Here is a 16,334-nt window from a genome sequence, read left to right as displayed (position 1 = left end):
TTACTCCATGAATTGAGAAAGTTAAGACGCTGTGCCGTCGATCAATCGGACCAGACGTTGAGCGCTACCAAACGCCAAGGTCATGCCCAGCGCACCCTGGCCGCAATTGACGTACAGGTTGTCACAACCGCTGACGGCCAGAATCGGCCGCCCGGTGGGGGTCGCCGGACGCCAGCCCGTCCAAGGCTGGCAATCAACGGCGTTCGCTTTCAGGCCGAACAATGCCTGCGTCGAGGTTTTCAGTTGCTCGATACGCTTGGCGGGAATCGATGCATCCAGTCCACACAACTCGACCATCCCCGCGACGCGTAAGCGGTCACCGATCCGTGCGAACACCGTTTTGCGCCGCATGTCGGTGACGCTGACCGTCGGTGCATTCATCGAATCGGTGATCGGCAACGTAATGCTGTAGCCCTTGAGCGGGTAGACCGGCATGCGCACACCGAACGCTGATAACAACCCCGCACTGTAAGCGCCAGCCGCCAGCACGACCGCCTGCGCGCCTAAAAGACCAGGGCCTTCGATGGCGTGGTGTATCTGCAACGCGGTAATGCTCCCGCGCTCACGCTGGAAACCGCTAACCTCACTGTCGAACAGAAAACGCACCCCCTGCTCGCTCAATAGCCGCGCAAGCTCCTCACACAATTTGCGCCCGTCGACCGCACATTCGCTGTCGGTATGGATCGCACCGTGAAACGCCTTCTTGTAGCCCTCAAGTGCCGGTTCGATCGATACGGCTTGCTCGGGGCCGACTATTTTTTGTTGCCTGGCGCCTTTACCAGCCTGGAATTGCACCTGCTCGCTGGCTTTGCGCAGGCTTTGAGCATCAGGGTATAGCACCAGTTTTCCGCTACGGGCGAAGTCGCATTGCACCTGTTCCTGACTGATGAATTCGTCCAGCGCCAGCCGACTTTCATGCGCTAACGCCAGCAACTCGACTGTGGTCTGACGCGAAACGGACGTGCGGCAGGCCGCGAGAAACTCAACGCACCAGCGCCATTGCTCCACGTTCCATTGCGGCGAAAACTTCAGCGGTCCGTTGCGCTCCAACAGCAACTTCGCAATGCCCGGGAGCAGGGAGGGATCAGCCAGCGGTTGTACATAGCTGTAACTCAATTGTGCTCCATTGGCAGCGCTGGCGCCCATGCCAGGCCCTCCCGCCCGATCGATAACGGTGACGTGATGACCGGCCTTGTGTAAAAACCAGGCACTGCTCAATCCGACGATGCCGGCACCGACTACACAGATCTCCATTACGCCACCACCCTGTCCGACAGATCCCAGCCCACAGGCCGCAATTGGTGCCAATCACTGACTTGCTGGTAAGCGTGGGCTATCCGCAGGACCAAGGGTTCGGCGAAAGCACGACCGACGATCTGCATCGAGACCGGCATACGTTGCTCGTCGAAGCCCACCGGCAGCGCCACTGAACAGAGATTGAGCAGGTTGGCGAAACGCCCGAGCAAAGCCAGCGGCGTGCCATATTCATCGACCTGACTTAACGGCACACTGCCAATGGCGTTGGTCGGAAACGCACAGGCATCGACATTGGACATGGCTTCATCCATGGCTTGACGGGCAACACGTCGCTGAGTGTGCAAATGGATATAAGCCGCCGCGTCGATGGCCCGTCCGCTCAGCACCCGACGCTGCACATGAGGATCGAAGCGCAGATCACCGCGCTCGAACAAACTGCCAAGGCTGGCGTAGCCTTCGGCGCTCATAAGGCCACCGGCGACGCGCATGCACTGGTCCAGAGAAGTCGGGAGCGGCTGTTCGATCAGGTGCATGCCCAGTGCCGCCAATTGCTCAAGCCCCCGGTCATACGCGGCCAATACGCCGGGCGCGATGTGTACTCGCTCGGTCTGTGGCAGCACCCAGATGCGCAGACCGGCCACAGGACGATTCAAGCCCGCCGCGGCGCTGAATACCGGCGACTTGGCCGAAACCGGATCCAGCGGATCCGGCCCCAGCAGAGCATCAAGCATCCACGCGGCGTCTTCGACGGTGTGCGTAATGGGCCCCACCGAATCCAGCGATGGACACAACTCAATCAAACCGTGACGGCTGATCAACCCACGCGTGGTTTTCAGCCCAACCAGACCACACATACCCGCAGGGATCCGCACCGAGCCGCCGGTATCGGTGCCCAACGCCGCGCTGGCCAACCCGCCAGCCACGGCCACCGCCGAACCACTGCTGGAACCCCCGGGAGCACGATGCACTTCGCGGTCCCAAGGGTTCCACGGCGTGCCCATCACCGCATTTGTGCCCCACCCCCCGAAAGCGAATTCAACGGTGTGGGTCTTACCCATAATGATCGCACCGGCGCGTTCCAGTCGCTGGACGGCCGTGGCGGTCAGCCTCGAGATACGCGGCTTCTGTGCCAGCGAGCCACCGGTGATGGCCTTACCGTCAATCTCGAACAAATCCTTGATCGCGACCGGAATGCCGTGCAATGGCCCTAGCTTGACGCCCGCAGCCCGCTGCCGATCGGCAGCGATGGCAGCACCGAGCGCACGCTGGGGATAGGCCTCGACATAAGCATTGAGTTGACCGTTGAAGTGCTCGATCCGCTCCAGTTGCGCGCAAACCAGGGACTCGCTGGTGAGCGTTCCGGCCTCAAGCGCTTGCTGCAACTGGCCAATGCTGTGGGAAGCGGTTCGATCCAGGGTGTTCATATGTTCAACCTCGAATGGTTTTGCGTCCGCGAGAAAAACGCACTTCCAGCGCTCGCGACAACAGAGAAAGAGGGAAAGCGATGACGAAATAAAACAATCCCACCAGCAGGAAAATATGCATCGGCAAAAAGGATTCGGATGCGATAGCCCGGGCCGCCAGCATCAACTCATCGGTGGCGATCAGCGCGCACAGGGAACTGTCCTTGAGAATCGACACGTAGGCATTGAGCAACGGCGGCAACATGCCGCGAATGGCTTGCGGGAAGATCACTGCGGTGAAGGCTTGCAGTGGCGTCAGGCCGGTGGCTATGGCCGACTCACGTTGGCCGCGATGCAAGGCGTCCAGTCCACCGCGCAAGATTTCCGCGACGTAGGCAGAGCCCTGCAAACCCAGACCGATGGCTCCTGCCCAGTAACCAGACAGCGTCAGCCCGAGGCTGGGCAAGGTGAAATACAGCGCCAGCAGCAACGCCAGAAGCGGCACCGCACGTATACCCTGAATAAAGGACACCGCCACAGGCTTGAGCCAGACGCTGGGACTCTTCATCGCCCAGGCCAGTAACGCGCCCAATACCGCCGCCAGCGCGAAACCGGTCAGGGACAATTCGGCGCTGACCCGTGCGCCGAGTAGGAGGCGAGCGCTCCAGTCGCTCCAATATTCCGGGTACTGCTGGAAAAAACTGATCATCGCGCCGCCCCCAGATGACGTTCAAGTCGGATGAATCCCACGCCAATGGGCAAAATCATCGCTGCATAGATGCACATCACTGCCAGATAAATCAGCGAGGTCTGAAACGTCGACGTCACCAGATTGCGTGCCAGGAACATGATTTCCGGCACGGCAATGGCCGAAGCGATGGACGTGTCCTTGATCAGTTGCGTGACATAGTTGGCGTACGCCGGCAACGCAACGCGCAGGGCCTGGGGCAAGAGAATGTAGCGCAGAGTTTGCATACGACTCAGGCCAACGGCCTGCCCGGCTTCATGTTGGCCGACGTGCAACGACTGCAGGCCAGCTCGGAAAATATCGGCCAGTACGGCGCTGCCTACCAGACTCAAGCCGACGATGGCCGCCAGCCACGCGGGCAAATTGATTCCAAGGTAGGACAGCCCAAAGTAGATAAGAAACAGGTGCGCCAGCGCAGGTACATTGCGCATCCACTCGACGAAACAGGCAATGGCGCCGTGTACCAGGTGTGATCGACTGAAGGTCAGTAAAACCGCCAGCACCAGCCCTCCCACGCTGGCCAATACCAAGGTGCAGAGGGCGATTTCCAGCGCGTTCATGGCGCCTTTCAGCAGCAAGGGCAACAGCCCGAGGAAAGCGTCCAGATTGGCCATCAAGCGCTCTCCACTGCCATGCGCCCAAGAAAGCTGCGGGTGCGTTCGTGTCCAGGGTTGTCGATTACTTGTGCCGACGGCCCCTGCTCAACAATGCGCCCGCCGTCCATGAAGATCACCCGATCCGCCACATCGCGGGCAAACTTCACTTCGTGGGTGACCATGATCATGCTGCGGCCCTCCTCCGCCAGTTCGCGAATCACTGCCAACACTTCGCCGACCAACTCGGGATCCAGCGCGGAAGTCGGTTCGTCGAACAGGATCACTTTTGGCTGCTGAGCCAAAGCGCGGGCGATGGCGACCCGCTGTTGCTGACCACCCGACAATTGTTCAGGATAAGACTCGGCTTTGTGGCGCAGATGGACTTTCTCCAACATCGCGTCGGCCAACTCATACGCCTGCTTGCGCGGTATGCCTTGGGCCTTGATAGGGCCAAGTGCGACGTTGTCGCGCACGTTCAAGTGCGGCCAGAGGTAGAACAACTGAAACACCATGGCGATCTCGCGGCGCTGCGGCGCCAGTTCCCGGTCGCTCATCAGGCGTAAACGCTTGCCATCCTTGACCTGCCCGATCAACTCGGCCCCCAGCCAGATCTCGCCACTGGTAGGTTTTTCCAGGTAATTGATGCACCGCAGGCAGGTGGATTTTCCAGATCCGCTTGGGCCAATCAGCGACAGAGTTTCACCGGGTTTCAACTCCAGACTGATGCCCTTGAGTACTTCCAGATCACCATAGTGCTTGTGTAATTCATGCACGCGCAGCAACGCCGCGCCAGACGGGTTCGACATGTCGGCTCACCTCTTATTGTTGTCGGCCTGGCGATGAGTCGGTGCCGGTGTGTGACCCGTCCCATCGCCTCACACTTACTTGCAGCCAGGCAGCGTCCAGTCCGACGGGCGATCGACACCCTGGCGCAGGTCTTTGCCTTCGGGCATGAACCAGACATCCTGGGTCAGGCCATAACGCGCACCGATCTTGCGCATCTCACAGTTTTTCCAGAGCGTCTGTATCTGCGCATTCACCGCAGCCACCATTTCCGGATTGGCCTTGTTGAAGCCGAACACCACCTGGCCCAAGCCAGTGAGCAATGGGAAGTTCGGGTCGTTGTCGACAAAGGCGTTGAAATGCAGGTCCCATTGCTCGTTGCGGGAAATGGCGTATTGCATGACCGGTGGATCGCCGATCACCGCATCGATGCGTCCGGCAAGCAGATCACGCACAGCCGCGTCGGATGTGTCGTACAGCGCGACTTGCAGGCCATCGATCTTGCGCATCTCAGGGATGAACGAAAAACCGGTGATGGTGCCGACCTTCTTGCCCTGCAAATCCTTGAGGCTGTTCCAATCGGTCTTCCGGGTCTGGGTGATACCGTTCTTGAAGTAATGGATAGGGTCGCTCAAGGCCATGATTTTCGAGCGTTGCTCGGTCCAGCCCATAGTCCCCGCCATGACATCCACCCGCTTGGACTGTACCGACGCAATCGTCCCTGACCATTCCATCAATGCCGGCTTGATCTTAAGCCCCAGGTTTTCGGAAATTTGTTGAATAATTTCACCGTCATAGCCGACCATCCGACCGTCTTGATATCCTGTGCCCGGCATATCACCACTGAAAGCGATGGTCAGGCTTCCCGGTTCTACCGTTTCCAAGGCGAACACCGGTGCCGCAGCCAGCATAGACAGCAGAAAACCGGCACAAATACCGGAAAAACGCTGAGTGTTTGATCTCTTCATCGGATGTTCCTCGCTCGTTATAGTGGTGGCAGCAGAACGTTTCGTATGGGCCCATCGTAGTGGGATCGGCGGCATAGACAGTTGGATGCTTTGCACAAATGATTGAACATTTGCGACATTCTGGTGATGAAGAGCCGGCTACGCTTCAGCAAAGTCTGGTGAGCGAGCTCGATCGCGGTCACGCCCGTCATCCGCCCGTCCGCCGCGGCGCCAGCGAGCTGTCCATTGGCATCCTGCTATGGCCCCGCTTCCCGCTACTGTCACTCTCAGGCCTGACCGATGCATTGCGGCATGCCGCCGATACCGGTGATCAAAGCCGCCCCATACGCTGCCAATGGAAAGTACTCGGCACACCCGGGCAAAGAGTCATTTCCAGCAGCGGGCTGGACGTGCCCATCGACAGCGAACTCGCTGCCCCAGAGCACTTCGACTACATCGTGGTCATTGGGGGATTGCTCGATTCCATCGAAGCGGTGCCGAAAACCTATCCCGCGTTCCTGCATCAGGCGGCCGCCGCACAGGTGCCGTTGATCGGCCTGTGCACCGGCAGCTTCGTGCTCGCGCGATATGGCCTGATGGAGGGGCGAACGGCGTGTGTCCACGCCTATCATGGCGACGATTGGAAGCGGCTGTTTCCCTCGTTGCGCTTTGTCATCAACAGAGACTTTCTGATCGATCGAGACCGGATCACCTGCGCGGGCGGTGTTTCAGTGATCGAATTGGCCCTTCACCTGATCGGCCTGCATTGCGGGCCGGATCGGGCAGGCAAGGTTGTGCATCAGATGACGGTGGCAAAGAACACGTCCAGCAGCTTCGTCGATCGGCGCAAGGCACTCGGGTACGCCAGCTCGTCCAATCGGCGGCTGCATGAAGCGGTGATGTTGATGGAAAAACACATGGCCGAACCTCTGGAGATCGAGGCCATTGCGCACCTGGTCGGCACCAGTAAACGGCAATTGGAACGCCTGTTCGTCGCTGAAACCAACAACAGCCCCGCCCAGTTCTATCGCCAAGTCCGGCTCAGGTTCGGCCGATGGCTCCTCGTGAGTTCCGACCGTCAGATCGGTGAGATCGCTTTTGAATGCGGCTTCGCGGATGCCCCTCATTTCATTCGACATTTTCAGAGCCTGTTTGGCCTGTCGCCGGGGAAGTTACGCAAGGTCCTGATGCAACAAGATGGAAAATAACGCCGCAAGTGACCCTAACTCTATGTACAACGCCATTCCTGAGGAACCGTGCGCCCGCCTATCTCGTCCTTTTTCAACGACGCTTCGCCCTCTCCAGCTCAGCAATCAGAAAATCCCTGAACGCAGACACCGCCGCCGGTAAATTGCGTCCCGCCATGCTCTGCAGTTCGATGCGCCGCGCCTGCATGCCCTCATCGAGGATCGGCAAGCATTGCAGTGCCTTGTCCGCCACCTGCTTGTGCAAGGTCATTTCGCTGGCCAGGCTGATACCGCCCTCTTCGCGGACGAAGCTATAGAGCGAGGCAACGTAATTAGTGGTCAACACCGGGTCGAACAACAAGCCCTGTACACCGCAACAGATGTCGAAAAGTTGCCGTATCGTGGTGTCGGCCTTGGGAAGCGCAATGGGCCAGGGTTGCAACTCGGCGAGGCTGACAGATTCACGCCCGGCCAAAGGATGGGAATTGGAGACCACGGCAAAAATCGCCCCGCCCAGGACATGTTCGACCTTGATTTCCTTCTGCGGCGTCAGGCTGAAGGTCATCGCCAGATCGGCTTCGCCGGAACGCACCTTCTCCGTCGCTTGCGCAGGCGCACAGACCTCCAATGTGAAATGAATGCCCTGATACTCACGCCTGAACGCGCTAATGCTGCTGGGCATGTATTCCAGTGCAAACCCTTCCGAGCAGGCAACATGCACATGACCTCGTTGCAAGCCATGCAGCTCGGTAATTTCCAGCACCACCTGCTCGGCCTCAAGCTGCGACTTGCGCGCATAAGCCGCCAGTCGCGTCCCCGCCTCGCTCAGCACCATGCCCCGGGCACGGCGCTCGAACAGGCTGGCATCCAAGGCCAACTCCAGCTTGGAAATTTGCCGGCTCACCGCGGACGCGGCGACATTCAGCCGTACCGAGGCTTCGCTGATCGATCCGCATCGCGCTACTTCAAGAAAATAGCGCAGTGCCGTGGACTGCACACCATACAGCTGCATTGGCGCCCCCAAGGTTTGCCTTTTCGGCAAAGAAAGTATCGAAATATTATTCTTGTGGCATTGATAGCCTTTCCCTACATTCGAGTCCAGACCAAAAAAAACACGAGCCGATCTTTTTTCCTTCTTTGCGCGTTTGCGATTCGCTGCCCTTTGATTCAACCACTCTCGCCAACGGAGACGACGGCATGGGCATCAAAGGTTTCGCCTGCAGTATTGCGCTGATGGGCCTCATCAGCAGTTTTCCGGCTCATGCCGGTAAAGCCAACGACACCCTGGTTTACGCTTCCGACAGCGAGCCAGAAAACATCAGCCCCTATCACAACGATTTACGCGAAGGCGTGATTCTTGGCCGGCTGATCTGGGACAATCTGATCTACCGCGACCCCAGCAGCGGTGAATACAAACCCATGTTGGCCACCCGCTGGAAACAGGTCGACGACACCACCATCGACTTTGATTTACGCAAAGACGTCAAATTTCACAACGGCGACGCCTTCACCGCCGACGACGTGGTGTTCACCCTCAACTACGTGGTGTCGCCAGAATCGAAAGTCGTTACCGTGCAAAACGTAGACTGGATCAAGAGCGCCGAAAAAACCGGTGACTACAGCGTCCGCCTGTATTTGAAGAAGCCTTTCCCTCCGGCGCTGGAATACCTGTCCAACGCCGTTCCGATGTTCCCCAAACAGTACTTCGAGAAGGTCGGCCTGGCCGAATTCAGCCGCAAGCCAATCGGGACCGGGCCGTATAAAGCCGTATCGGTGGTGGCTGGCGAAGGCGTCACCATGGAGCTCAACAAGGACTACTTCCCGGACAGTCCACAAGGCAAGCCCCATATCGGTCACCTGAAATTTCGCGTGATCCCGGATGCAGAAACCCGCCTGGCCGAGTTGATGACCGACGGTGTCGATTGGACCTGGCGTGTGACCCCGGATCAGGCAGTCGACCTCAAAGGCATGCCGAACCTGACCGTGAGCAGCGGCGAAACCATGCGCATCGGCTTCCTGATTCTTGATGCTCGGGGCACTTCCTCGGAAAACTCGCCGATGAAGCACCTCAAAGTGCGTCAGGCCATCAACCATGCGATCAACCGCAATGCGCTGGCCACGCAATTGGTGGGCGGCGAAGCCAAACCTTTGCAGGTTGCCTGTTATCCAGGCCAGTTCGGCTGCGATACCACCGCGGCCACGGTCTACGACTATGACCCGGCCAAGGCCAAGGCGCTGCTCGCCGAAGCCGGCTACCCAAATGGCTTCGAGACAGAAATCTTCGCTTATCGCGACCGTGATTACGTCGAAGCCATCATCGGCAACCTGCGTGCTGTGGGCATCAACGCCAAGCTGCGTTACTTGAAGTACGCCGCCCTGCGCGATCAGCAACGTGGCGGCAAGGTGCCGATGTCGTTTCAGGCCTGGGGCTCGTTTTCGATCCTCGACACCTCGGCGTCGGCCGGCACCTGGTTCAAGGGCAATCCGGACGACAACATCAAGGACCCGCAAGTCCAGGGTTGGTTGCAGACCGCCGATAACGCCCTCGACCCGCAAGTGCGCAAGGACAACTACCGCAAGGCGTTGCAGCGCATCAGCGAACAGGCGTACTGGGCGCCGATGTTCAACTACTCGATGAACTACGCCTACACCGCCGAACTCGCGTTCACGCCGTACCCGGATGAGCTGCCGCGTTTCGTTCAGTCCAGTTGGAAGTAATCCGCCACCGAGCGGATTGATCGAGAGGTGCCGTGGCTGCGAACAAACCCGCACCACGGAAACCTCCTCACACCTGTCATCCATTGGATATGAGGAAACTTGCCATGCTTGGATTCCTTCTGCGCCGTCTGGGCATCGCAATTTGCGTTGCCATTACCGTGTCGGTGATCAGCTTTTCTCTTTTGCACCTGTCCGGCGACCTGGCCACAGCCATTGGCGGACCGGAAGCCACCAGCGAACAGATCGAACAGATCCGCGTGCAGTACGGTTTGAACAAACCGCTGCCGACCCAGTACTTCAACTGGCTGGGCGATTTGCTGCGGCTGGACCTGGGCAACTCTTTTTTCTTTCAGGAGTCGGTCTACAACCTTGTTGCCAGCCGCTTGCCGATTACCCTCGGGTTAGGTGCCATGGCGCTGGGTATCGCCTTGCTGGTGGCGATTCCACTGGGCGTGCTGGCGGCGGTCAAACGCGACACCTGGGTTGATCGACTGGCCTTGAGCATCGCGGTGCTGGGTCAGGCCATGCCAAGTTTCTGGTTTGCGCTGATGTTGATCGTGGTGTTCGCGGTGACGCTCAAATGGCTGCCGGTGTCCGGCAACTCGACCCTGCTGCACTTCGTCATGCCAGCCATCGCCTTGGGCTACTACGCCACGCCGGCAATCATGCGTCTGACCCGCGCAGGCATGTTGGATGTACTCAGTTCCGATTACATCCGCACCGCCCGCGCCAAGGGCCTGCGCCCTGCCCGCGTGTTGTTCAAGCATGCCCTGCGCAACGCCTTGATTCCGGTCGTCGCGCTGGCGGCGGTGGAGTTCGGCTTCATGCTCGGCGGTTCGGTGGTGATCGAAACCGTGTTCTCCCTGCAAGGCATCGGACAACTCGCCTGGGACGCTATCGCCCGTGACGACTTTCCGGTGGTACAGGCCGTGGTCCTGCTGATTGCGGTGATCTACATCATCCTCACCTTGCTGGCCGATGTGCTCAACGCACTGCTCGACCCGCGCATTCGCGTGCGCTAGGAGGCTTACATGAGCACCCCCACGACCCTCGCGATCAATGACTACCTGCCACCCCCGAGCAGCCTGAGCCGAGTACTCGGCAAGAGCTTTCGTCATCGTGGTTTCGCCATCGGCGCGGTGTTGTTGCTGATCATCTTCGCCGGCGCGCTGTTCGCGCCGTGGCTGGCACCTTACGACCCTTATGCGCAAGACGTGATGCTGCGCATGAAACCGCCGGTATGGATGGCCAACGGCACCTGGGAATACGTCCTGGGCACCGACAAGCTGGGCCGCGACTACCTGTCGCGACTGCTCTACGGCGCACGTATTTCGCTGTTCATCGGCATTGCGGCGGCGTTGATTTCCGGCTTTATCGGCACCGTCATGGGGCTGTTGGCCGGTTATTACGGTGGCAAGGTCGATGCGTTTATCAGCTACCTGATCACCACCCGACTGGCGATGCCGGTGGTGATGGTCGCGCTGGCCTCGGCCTCGCTGATGGGCGGCTCACTGAAAGTGGTCATCGTGCTGCTCGGCTGCCTGTTATGGGATCGCTTCGCGGTGGTGGTCAGGGCTTCGGTGCAACAGATTCGCGATGCTGAATATGTGGCCTCGGCCCAAGCGCTTGGCTGCTCGACCCTGCGCATTCTGGTCAGTGAAATTCTGCCCAATCTGGTCGGCGCGCTGATCGTCGTCGCGACGCTGGAAATGGCCCACGCGATCCTGCTGGAGTCGGCCTTGTCGTTCCTCGGGGTTGGCGTGCAACCGCCGACGCCGTCCTGGGGTTTGATGATCGCTGAAGGCAAACCCTACATGTTCTTTTCCCCATGGGTCATCGCCATTCCCGGCGTCGCCCTGATGGTTCTGGTGCTGGGCATCAACCTGGTCGGCGACGGCCTGCGCGATCTGATCCTGCCCGACGGCCGCAACTGATAGAGGGCACCGAACAATGGCACTACTCCATGTTGAAAACCTGCGCGTGGACATCCCCATGGGCAACAGCCCGACGCCAGATGACATGCTGCATGCCGTGCGCGGTCTGGATTTTGAAGTCGAGCGCGGGGAAATGCTGTGTATCGTCGGCGAATCCGGCTGTGGTAAATCCCTGACCTCGCTGGCGCTGATGGACCTGTTGCCCCGCAAGGCCAAACGCACCGCGTCCCGGCTGACGCTGGACGGCATCGACATGCTCGGCCAGAGCGAGCGGCGCATGTGCGACCTGCGCGGTAACCGGCTGGCGATGATCTTCCAGGAACCGATGACCTCGCTGAACCCGGCCTACAGCATTGGCGATCAGCTCAGCGAAGTGCTGACTCAGCATCGCAAGGTGTCACGCAAGGATGCCCTGGCGCGCGCCGCGCAGATGCTGGAGAAAGTCGGTATCAGCAACGCCACTGAACGCTTGCGTCAGTACCCGCATCAACTGTCTGGCGGTTTGCGCCAGCGGGTGATCATCGCCATGGCGCTGATGTGCGAACCGGACCTGATCATCGCAGATGAACCCACCACGGCACTGGACGTGACCATCCAGGCGCAGATCCTGCGCTTGATCCGCGACATTCAGAAAGAGTTCGGCCTGGCGGTGATCTTCATCACCCACGACCTCGGGCTGGTGGCACGGATCGCCGATCGGGTCGCCGTGATGTATGCCGGGGAAATCGTCGAAACCGCCCCTGCCCTGCAACTGTTCGAAAACCCACAGCATCCGTACACCCGTGGTCTGCTGGCCAGTATTCCAATCCCTGGCCGGACCAAACCGGGTGCGGCGCTGGGCTCGATTCCAGGCCTGGTGCCGAGTCTGGTAGGCGAACAACAAGGTTGTGCGTTCCGCAATCGTTGCTCTCAGGCGATAGCGGCCTGCGCGCAAGACATCCCCGAAGTCGAACAGGACGGCCACATGGCGCGCTGCCTGTTCGCCACACCGGCCCCGGCGCCGATTCGCCTTCAAGAGCGAGCACGGTCATGAAAAAAGACATCGCGTTGGAGCTGTGCGACATCCGTCGCGAGTTTCGGATCAACAAGGGCTTTTTCAAACCCGCCGCCACCCTGAAGGCCGTCGATGGCGTTTCCCTGCGGCTGATGCGTGGCGAGACCCTCGGTCTGGTAGGCGAGTCCGGTTGCGGAAAAAGTACCCTGGCAAAGATGTTGCTCGGTCTGTTACCGCCCACCAGCGGCGATGTGCTGGTCAATGGCAAACATCTGGCGGCGACTGATCGCAAGGCAATGTCCCGGCACATCCAGCCGATATTCCAGGACCCGTATTCCTCGCTGAACCCACGCAAGACGCTGCGCGAAATCGTGACCCTGCCGCTGATCGTGCATGACATTGGCAGCCCCGCCGAGCGGCGCAAGAAGACCGAAGAGATGCTCGATGTGGTCGGCCTGCCCAAACGGGTCATCGACAGCTATCCGAGCCAACTGTCTGGCGGCCAACGGCAACGGGTGGCCATTGCCCGGGCGTTGATCATGCGCCCTGATGTGTTGATCTGCGACGAACCCACCTCGGCGCTGGATGTGTCGGTGCAGGCGCAGATTCTCAACCTGCTGCAAGACCTCAAGCGCGAATTCGGCCTGACCTATCTACTGATCAGCCATAACCTGGCGGTCATCGAACACCTCGCCGACCGGGTCGCGGTGATGTACCTGGGGCGCATCGTCGAAGAACGCACTCGCGAATCGTTGTTCGCCAAACCCGGCCACCCGTATACCCGCGCCTTGCTGGATTCGGTGCTCACGCCCGACCCGCGCCTGGGCATCCCCGACATCGGCCTGCACGGTTCCTTCCCCAATCCGATGTCACCGCCGCCCGGTTGCGCCTTCCATCCGCGCTGCCCGAGCTGCTTCGCCCCCTGCAAAACGGCCTACCCGGCCAAAGAGCCGATTATCGGCGGCAACGTGCGTTGTCACCTTCACGACAATCCTGCCCAAACACTGGAGCTTGTCCACTCATGAGTCGTTCACTGGCCATCAGCAACACCACAGAGCAATTTGATAACGGCGCATTTTTCAATCTGCTCGAACGTAGCGTCGCCTTGCACACCGAAAGCCAGGCAACGGACAGCCAACCCGAGTTGTATCGCTACCTTAATGACTTCATCACCCCGCATGTCGAGGCGATGGGCTTTAGCGTCAAGATCTACGACAACCCGGTGGCAGAGCGCGGCCCCTTTATGATCGCCACGCGCATTGAACATCCAGAACTGCCGACCGTGCTCAGCTACGGCCACGGCGATGTGGTGCGCGGCTATGAAGCACAGTGGCGTGAAGGCCTGTCGCCGTGGCAGGTCGTTGCTGAAGGCGATCGCTGGTACGGCCGCGGCACGGCGGATAACAAAGGCCAGCACCTGATCAACCTGACCGCGCTGGAGCAAACGCTCAAGGCTCGCGACGGCAAGCTGGGTTTCAACGTCAAACTGCTGCTGGAAATGGGCGAGGAAGAAGGCTCACCGGGCTTGAATGCATTCTGTGCCGCACACAGTAAAGAGCTTGCCGCGGATATTTTCATCGCCTCGGACGGCCCGCGCCTGGCGGCCTCACGACCGACGATTTTTCTCGGTTCACGCGGGGTGTTCAACTTCGAGCTGGTGGTCAATTTGCGCGAAGGCGCTCATCACTCTGGCAACTGGGGCGGGTTGCTGGCCAACCCTGGCATCATTCTGGCCAATGCCATCGCGAGCATGGTCGATGAGCACGGTCGGGTGAAAGTGGCGGGGCTGATGCCCGCGACACTGCCTGAGCCGGTTCGCCAGGCACTGGCCGATATCGACGTCGGTGGCGGCCCGGGCGATCCGCAGATCGACGCCAACTGGGGTAACCCGGAACTCTCGCTGAGCGAAAAAGTGTTCGGCTGGAACACCCTCGACGTCATCGCCTTCAAGACCGGCAACCCGGACGCCCCCGTGCACGCGATCCCCGGCAAGGCCAACGCCCATTGCCATATCCGCTTCGTGGTGAACAGCGACTACACGACGTTCATCCCGGCGGTGCGCGCCCACCTGGATGCTCATGGTTTCAGTAATGTCGAGGTCAAGCAAAGCCGCATCGACGTGATGCATGCCACTCGGCTGGACCCGCAAAGCCCCTGGGTCAATTGGGCGCTCAGCTCCTTGGCCCAGACCACCGGCAAAAAACCTGCGCTGCTGCCAAACCTCGGTGGCTCGCTGCCTAACGATGTGTTCGCGGACGTGCTCGGCCTGCCCACATTGTGGGTGCCGCACTCGTACCCGGCCTGCTCACAACATGCGCCGAACGAGCACTTGCTGGCACCGGTGGTCAAGGAAAGCCTGCAAATCATGGCCGGGCTATTCTGGGACCTGGGCAACGATGCGGCACGCCTGACCCAGGAACATCAGTTGCGGGAGCAGGCACAATGAGCGCCACGCCACAACAGGCGCTGGACTGGCTTGCCGACCAGCGCCAGGCCATGGAAGCGCTGCTGCAGCGTCTCGTCGACACCGATTCCAACAGCTATGACAAAGCGGGCGTCGACGCAGTGGGCGCGCTGCTCGCGGCTGAACTGGAAGCCGACGGCATCCTGCTCAAGCGCATGCCGGTGGAGGGTTTTGGCGACGTGCTACTGGCCGAAGTACCAGGCGAACCTGGAAAGCCAGTGTTGCTGCTGGGCCATCGCGACACGGTGTTCCCTCAAGGCACCACCACGACGCGCGGCTACAGCTGCGATGGCAACCTCGCCTTTGGCCCCGGCGTCGCCGACATGAAAGGCGGCCTGGTGCTCAATTGCTTTGCGCTCAAGGCACTCAAGCGCGCTGGGGCGTTGCCCTATCCGGTGCAGGTTCTGTACAGCGGTGACGAAGAAATTGGCTCCGGTAGCGCCAGAATCCATATCGAACACGCCGCCCGTGCCGCCCGCGCCGTGCTCAATACCGAACCCGGCCGGGCCAGCGGTAACGTGGTCAGTGCCCGCAAAGGCGGCGCCACGCTGATCATCGAAGTCAGCGGTCGCGCGGCGCATGCCGGGGTCAACCATGCCGACGGAGCCAGCGCCATCGAGGCCTTGGCACGCAAGATCGTCAAGCTGCATGCCTTGACCGATTACCCGGCAGGCATCACCACCAACGTTGGCCTGATATCCGGGGGCACGTCCAGCAACACCGTCGCGCAGAGCGCCTCGGCCCGGCTGGACGTGCGCTTTATCGAACTCAAGCACTGGGATCGGATCTTCAGCGCCATCCAGGCCATCGTCGCCGAAGAAGAACTGATCGGCACCCACGCCATCCTCAAGGAAGCAACGACCTTTCTACCCATGGAAGCCCAGCACAGCGAACGGCTGCTGCACATCTACCAACAACAAGCGCTGGCGCTGGGTTTCAGCGTCGAAGGCGAGTTCACCGGCGGTTGCGCCGACTCCGGATTCACCGCCAGCCTGGGCATTCCCACCCTGTGTGGCCTCGGCCCGGTGGGTGGCAAGGTCCACACCGATCGCGAATACCTGGAACTGGACACGCTGGTGCCTCGCGCCCAAGCCTTGGTGGCGACCATTCTGGCTGTTGGCGAGAGCAGTTGAGATAACGGGGCGTCGAGATCAAAGTCCAAAGCAAGAACAAGAGCAGGACACACGTCCAGCCTCTATGTAGCTGAACCACCGCCTTCGCGAGCAAGCCCGCTCCCACAGGGGCCGCGGGTGTTCACAGCATCTGAACATGACACAAAAAACATGTGGGAGCGGGCTTGCTC

Annotated in this window: 15 protein-coding genes; 8 read left to right on the top strand and 7 right to left on the bottom strand. The window is 60.2% G+C overall.

Annotated elements, in window-relative coordinates; all coding sequences use genetic code 11:
- Positions 1–21: 21 nt before the first annotated feature.
- From HU811_RS02360 to HU811_RS02335, 6 genes are all read right to left on the bottom strand, one after another.
- Positions 22–1,254, bottom strand: coding sequence for a D-amino acid dehydrogenase (locus tag HU811_RS02360; RefSeq protein ID WP_186653723.1), 1,233 nt, complete (start codon positions 1,252–1,254; stop codon positions 22–24).
- Positions 1,254–2,681 (bottom strand): amidase, encoded by a 1,428-nt coding sequence (locus HU811_RS02355; RefSeq protein ID WP_186653721.1) that lies wholly within the window; start codon positions 2,679–2,681, stop codon positions 1,254–1,256. Before HU811_RS02355 ends, HU811_RS02360 begins: the two co-directional genes overlap by 1 nt.
- Positions 2,682–2,685: 4 nt before the next feature.
- A complete protein-coding gene (locus tag HU811_RS02350; protein ID WP_186653719.1) occupies positions 2,686–3,369 on the bottom strand; it encodes an amino acid ABC transporter permease in 684 nt (227 codons plus the stop codon).
- Positions 3,366–4,022, bottom strand: a complete 657-nt coding sequence (locus HU811_RS02345) for an amino acid ABC transporter permease (protein ID WP_186653717.1) — start codon at positions 4,020–4,022, stop codon at positions 3,366–3,368. The genes HU811_RS02350 and HU811_RS02345 overlap by 4 nt, the downstream gene beginning before the upstream one ends.
- Positions 4,022–4,810, bottom strand: a complete 789-nt coding sequence (locus tag HU811_RS02340) for an amino acid ABC transporter ATP-binding protein (RefSeq protein WP_092394419.1) — start codon at positions 4,808–4,810, stop codon at positions 4,022–4,024. The genes HU811_RS02345 and HU811_RS02340 overlap by 1 nt, the downstream gene beginning before the upstream one ends.
- Before the next feature lie 75 nt (positions 4,811–4,885).
- Entirely contained in the window at positions 4,886–5,755 is an 870-nt protein-coding gene (locus HU811_RS02335; RefSeq protein WP_186653716.1) for an ABC transporter substrate-binding protein, read from the bottom strand.
- Between the two features lie 98 nt (positions 5,756–5,853).
- Here HU811_RS02335 and HU811_RS02330 point away from each other — a divergent pair, with 98 nt between their 5' ends.
- Complete coding sequence (locus HU811_RS02330; protein ID WP_186653714.1) at positions 5,854–6,942, top strand: GlxA family transcriptional regulator; 1,089 nt, start codon at positions 5,854–5,856, stop codon at positions 6,940–6,942.
- 73 nt (positions 6,943–7,015) lie between these two features.
- Here HU811_RS02330 and HU811_RS02325 read toward each other — a convergent pair whose 3' ends face one another.
- Positions 7,016–7,933, bottom strand: coding sequence for a LysR substrate-binding domain-containing protein (locus tag HU811_RS02325; protein ID WP_092394429.1), 918 nt, complete (start codon positions 7,931–7,933; stop codon positions 7,016–7,018).
- 185 nt (positions 7,934–8,118) lie between these two features.
- Here HU811_RS02325 and HU811_RS02320 point away from each other — a divergent pair, with 185 nt between their 5' ends.
- The 7 genes from HU811_RS02320 (at position 8,119) to HU811_RS02290 (ending at position 16,164) form a co-directional block, all read left to right on the top strand.
- The gene (locus HU811_RS02320) at positions 8,119–9,639 is read left to right on the top strand and encodes an ABC transporter substrate-binding protein (RefSeq protein WP_092394432.1); all 1,521 of its coding nucleotides are present in this window, start codon (positions 8,119–8,121) and stop codon (positions 9,637–9,639) included.
- Positions 9,640–9,743: 104 nt separating this feature from the next.
- Positions 9,744–10,661 (top strand): ABC transporter permease, encoded by a 918-nt coding sequence (locus tag HU811_RS02315; RefSeq protein WP_024077467.1) that lies wholly within the window; start codon positions 9,744–9,746, stop codon positions 10,659–10,661.
- A gap of 9 nt (positions 10,662–10,670) precedes the next feature.
- Positions 10,671–11,573 carry an ABC transporter permease gene (locus tag HU811_RS02310; RefSeq protein WP_092394439.1) on the top strand — a complete coding sequence of 301 codons (903 nt, stop codon included), beginning with the start codon at positions 10,671–10,673 and terminating at the stop codon, positions 11,571–11,573.
- A 16-nt stretch (positions 11,574–11,589) separates the two neighbouring features.
- Positions 11,590–12,606: an ABC transporter ATP-binding protein gene (locus HU811_RS02305; RefSeq protein ID WP_186653712.1), complete on the top strand. Its 1,017-nt coding sequence runs from the start codon at positions 11,590–11,592 to the stop codon at positions 12,604–12,606.
- Complete coding sequence (locus HU811_RS02300; protein ID WP_092394445.1) at positions 12,603–13,592, top strand: ABC transporter ATP-binding protein; 990 nt, start codon at positions 12,603–12,605, stop codon at positions 13,590–13,592. The genes HU811_RS02305 and HU811_RS02300 overlap by 4 nt, the downstream gene beginning before the upstream one ends.
- The gene (locus tag HU811_RS02295) at positions 13,589–15,013 is read left to right on the top strand and encodes a M20 family metallopeptidase (protein WP_186653710.1); all 1,425 of its coding nucleotides are present in this window, start codon (positions 13,589–13,591) and stop codon (positions 15,011–15,013) included. The genes HU811_RS02300 and HU811_RS02295 overlap by 4 nt, the downstream gene beginning before the upstream one ends.
- Positions 15,010–16,164: a M20 family metallopeptidase gene (locus HU811_RS02290; RefSeq protein ID WP_186653707.1), complete on the top strand. Its 1,155-nt coding sequence runs from the start codon at positions 15,010–15,012 to the stop codon at positions 16,162–16,164. Before HU811_RS02295 ends, HU811_RS02290 begins: the two co-directional genes overlap by 4 nt.
- Positions 16,165–16,334: the final 170 nt, after the last annotated feature.

Source organism: Pseudomonas tehranensis (assembly GCF_014268615.1).
GTDB lineage: Bacteria > Pseudomonadota > Gammaproteobacteria > Pseudomonadales > Pseudomonadaceae > Aquipseudomonas > Aquipseudomonas tehranensis.
Note: the sequence above shows the minus strand (reverse complement) of the source record. Positions and strands in the feature narration are given on the sequence as shown.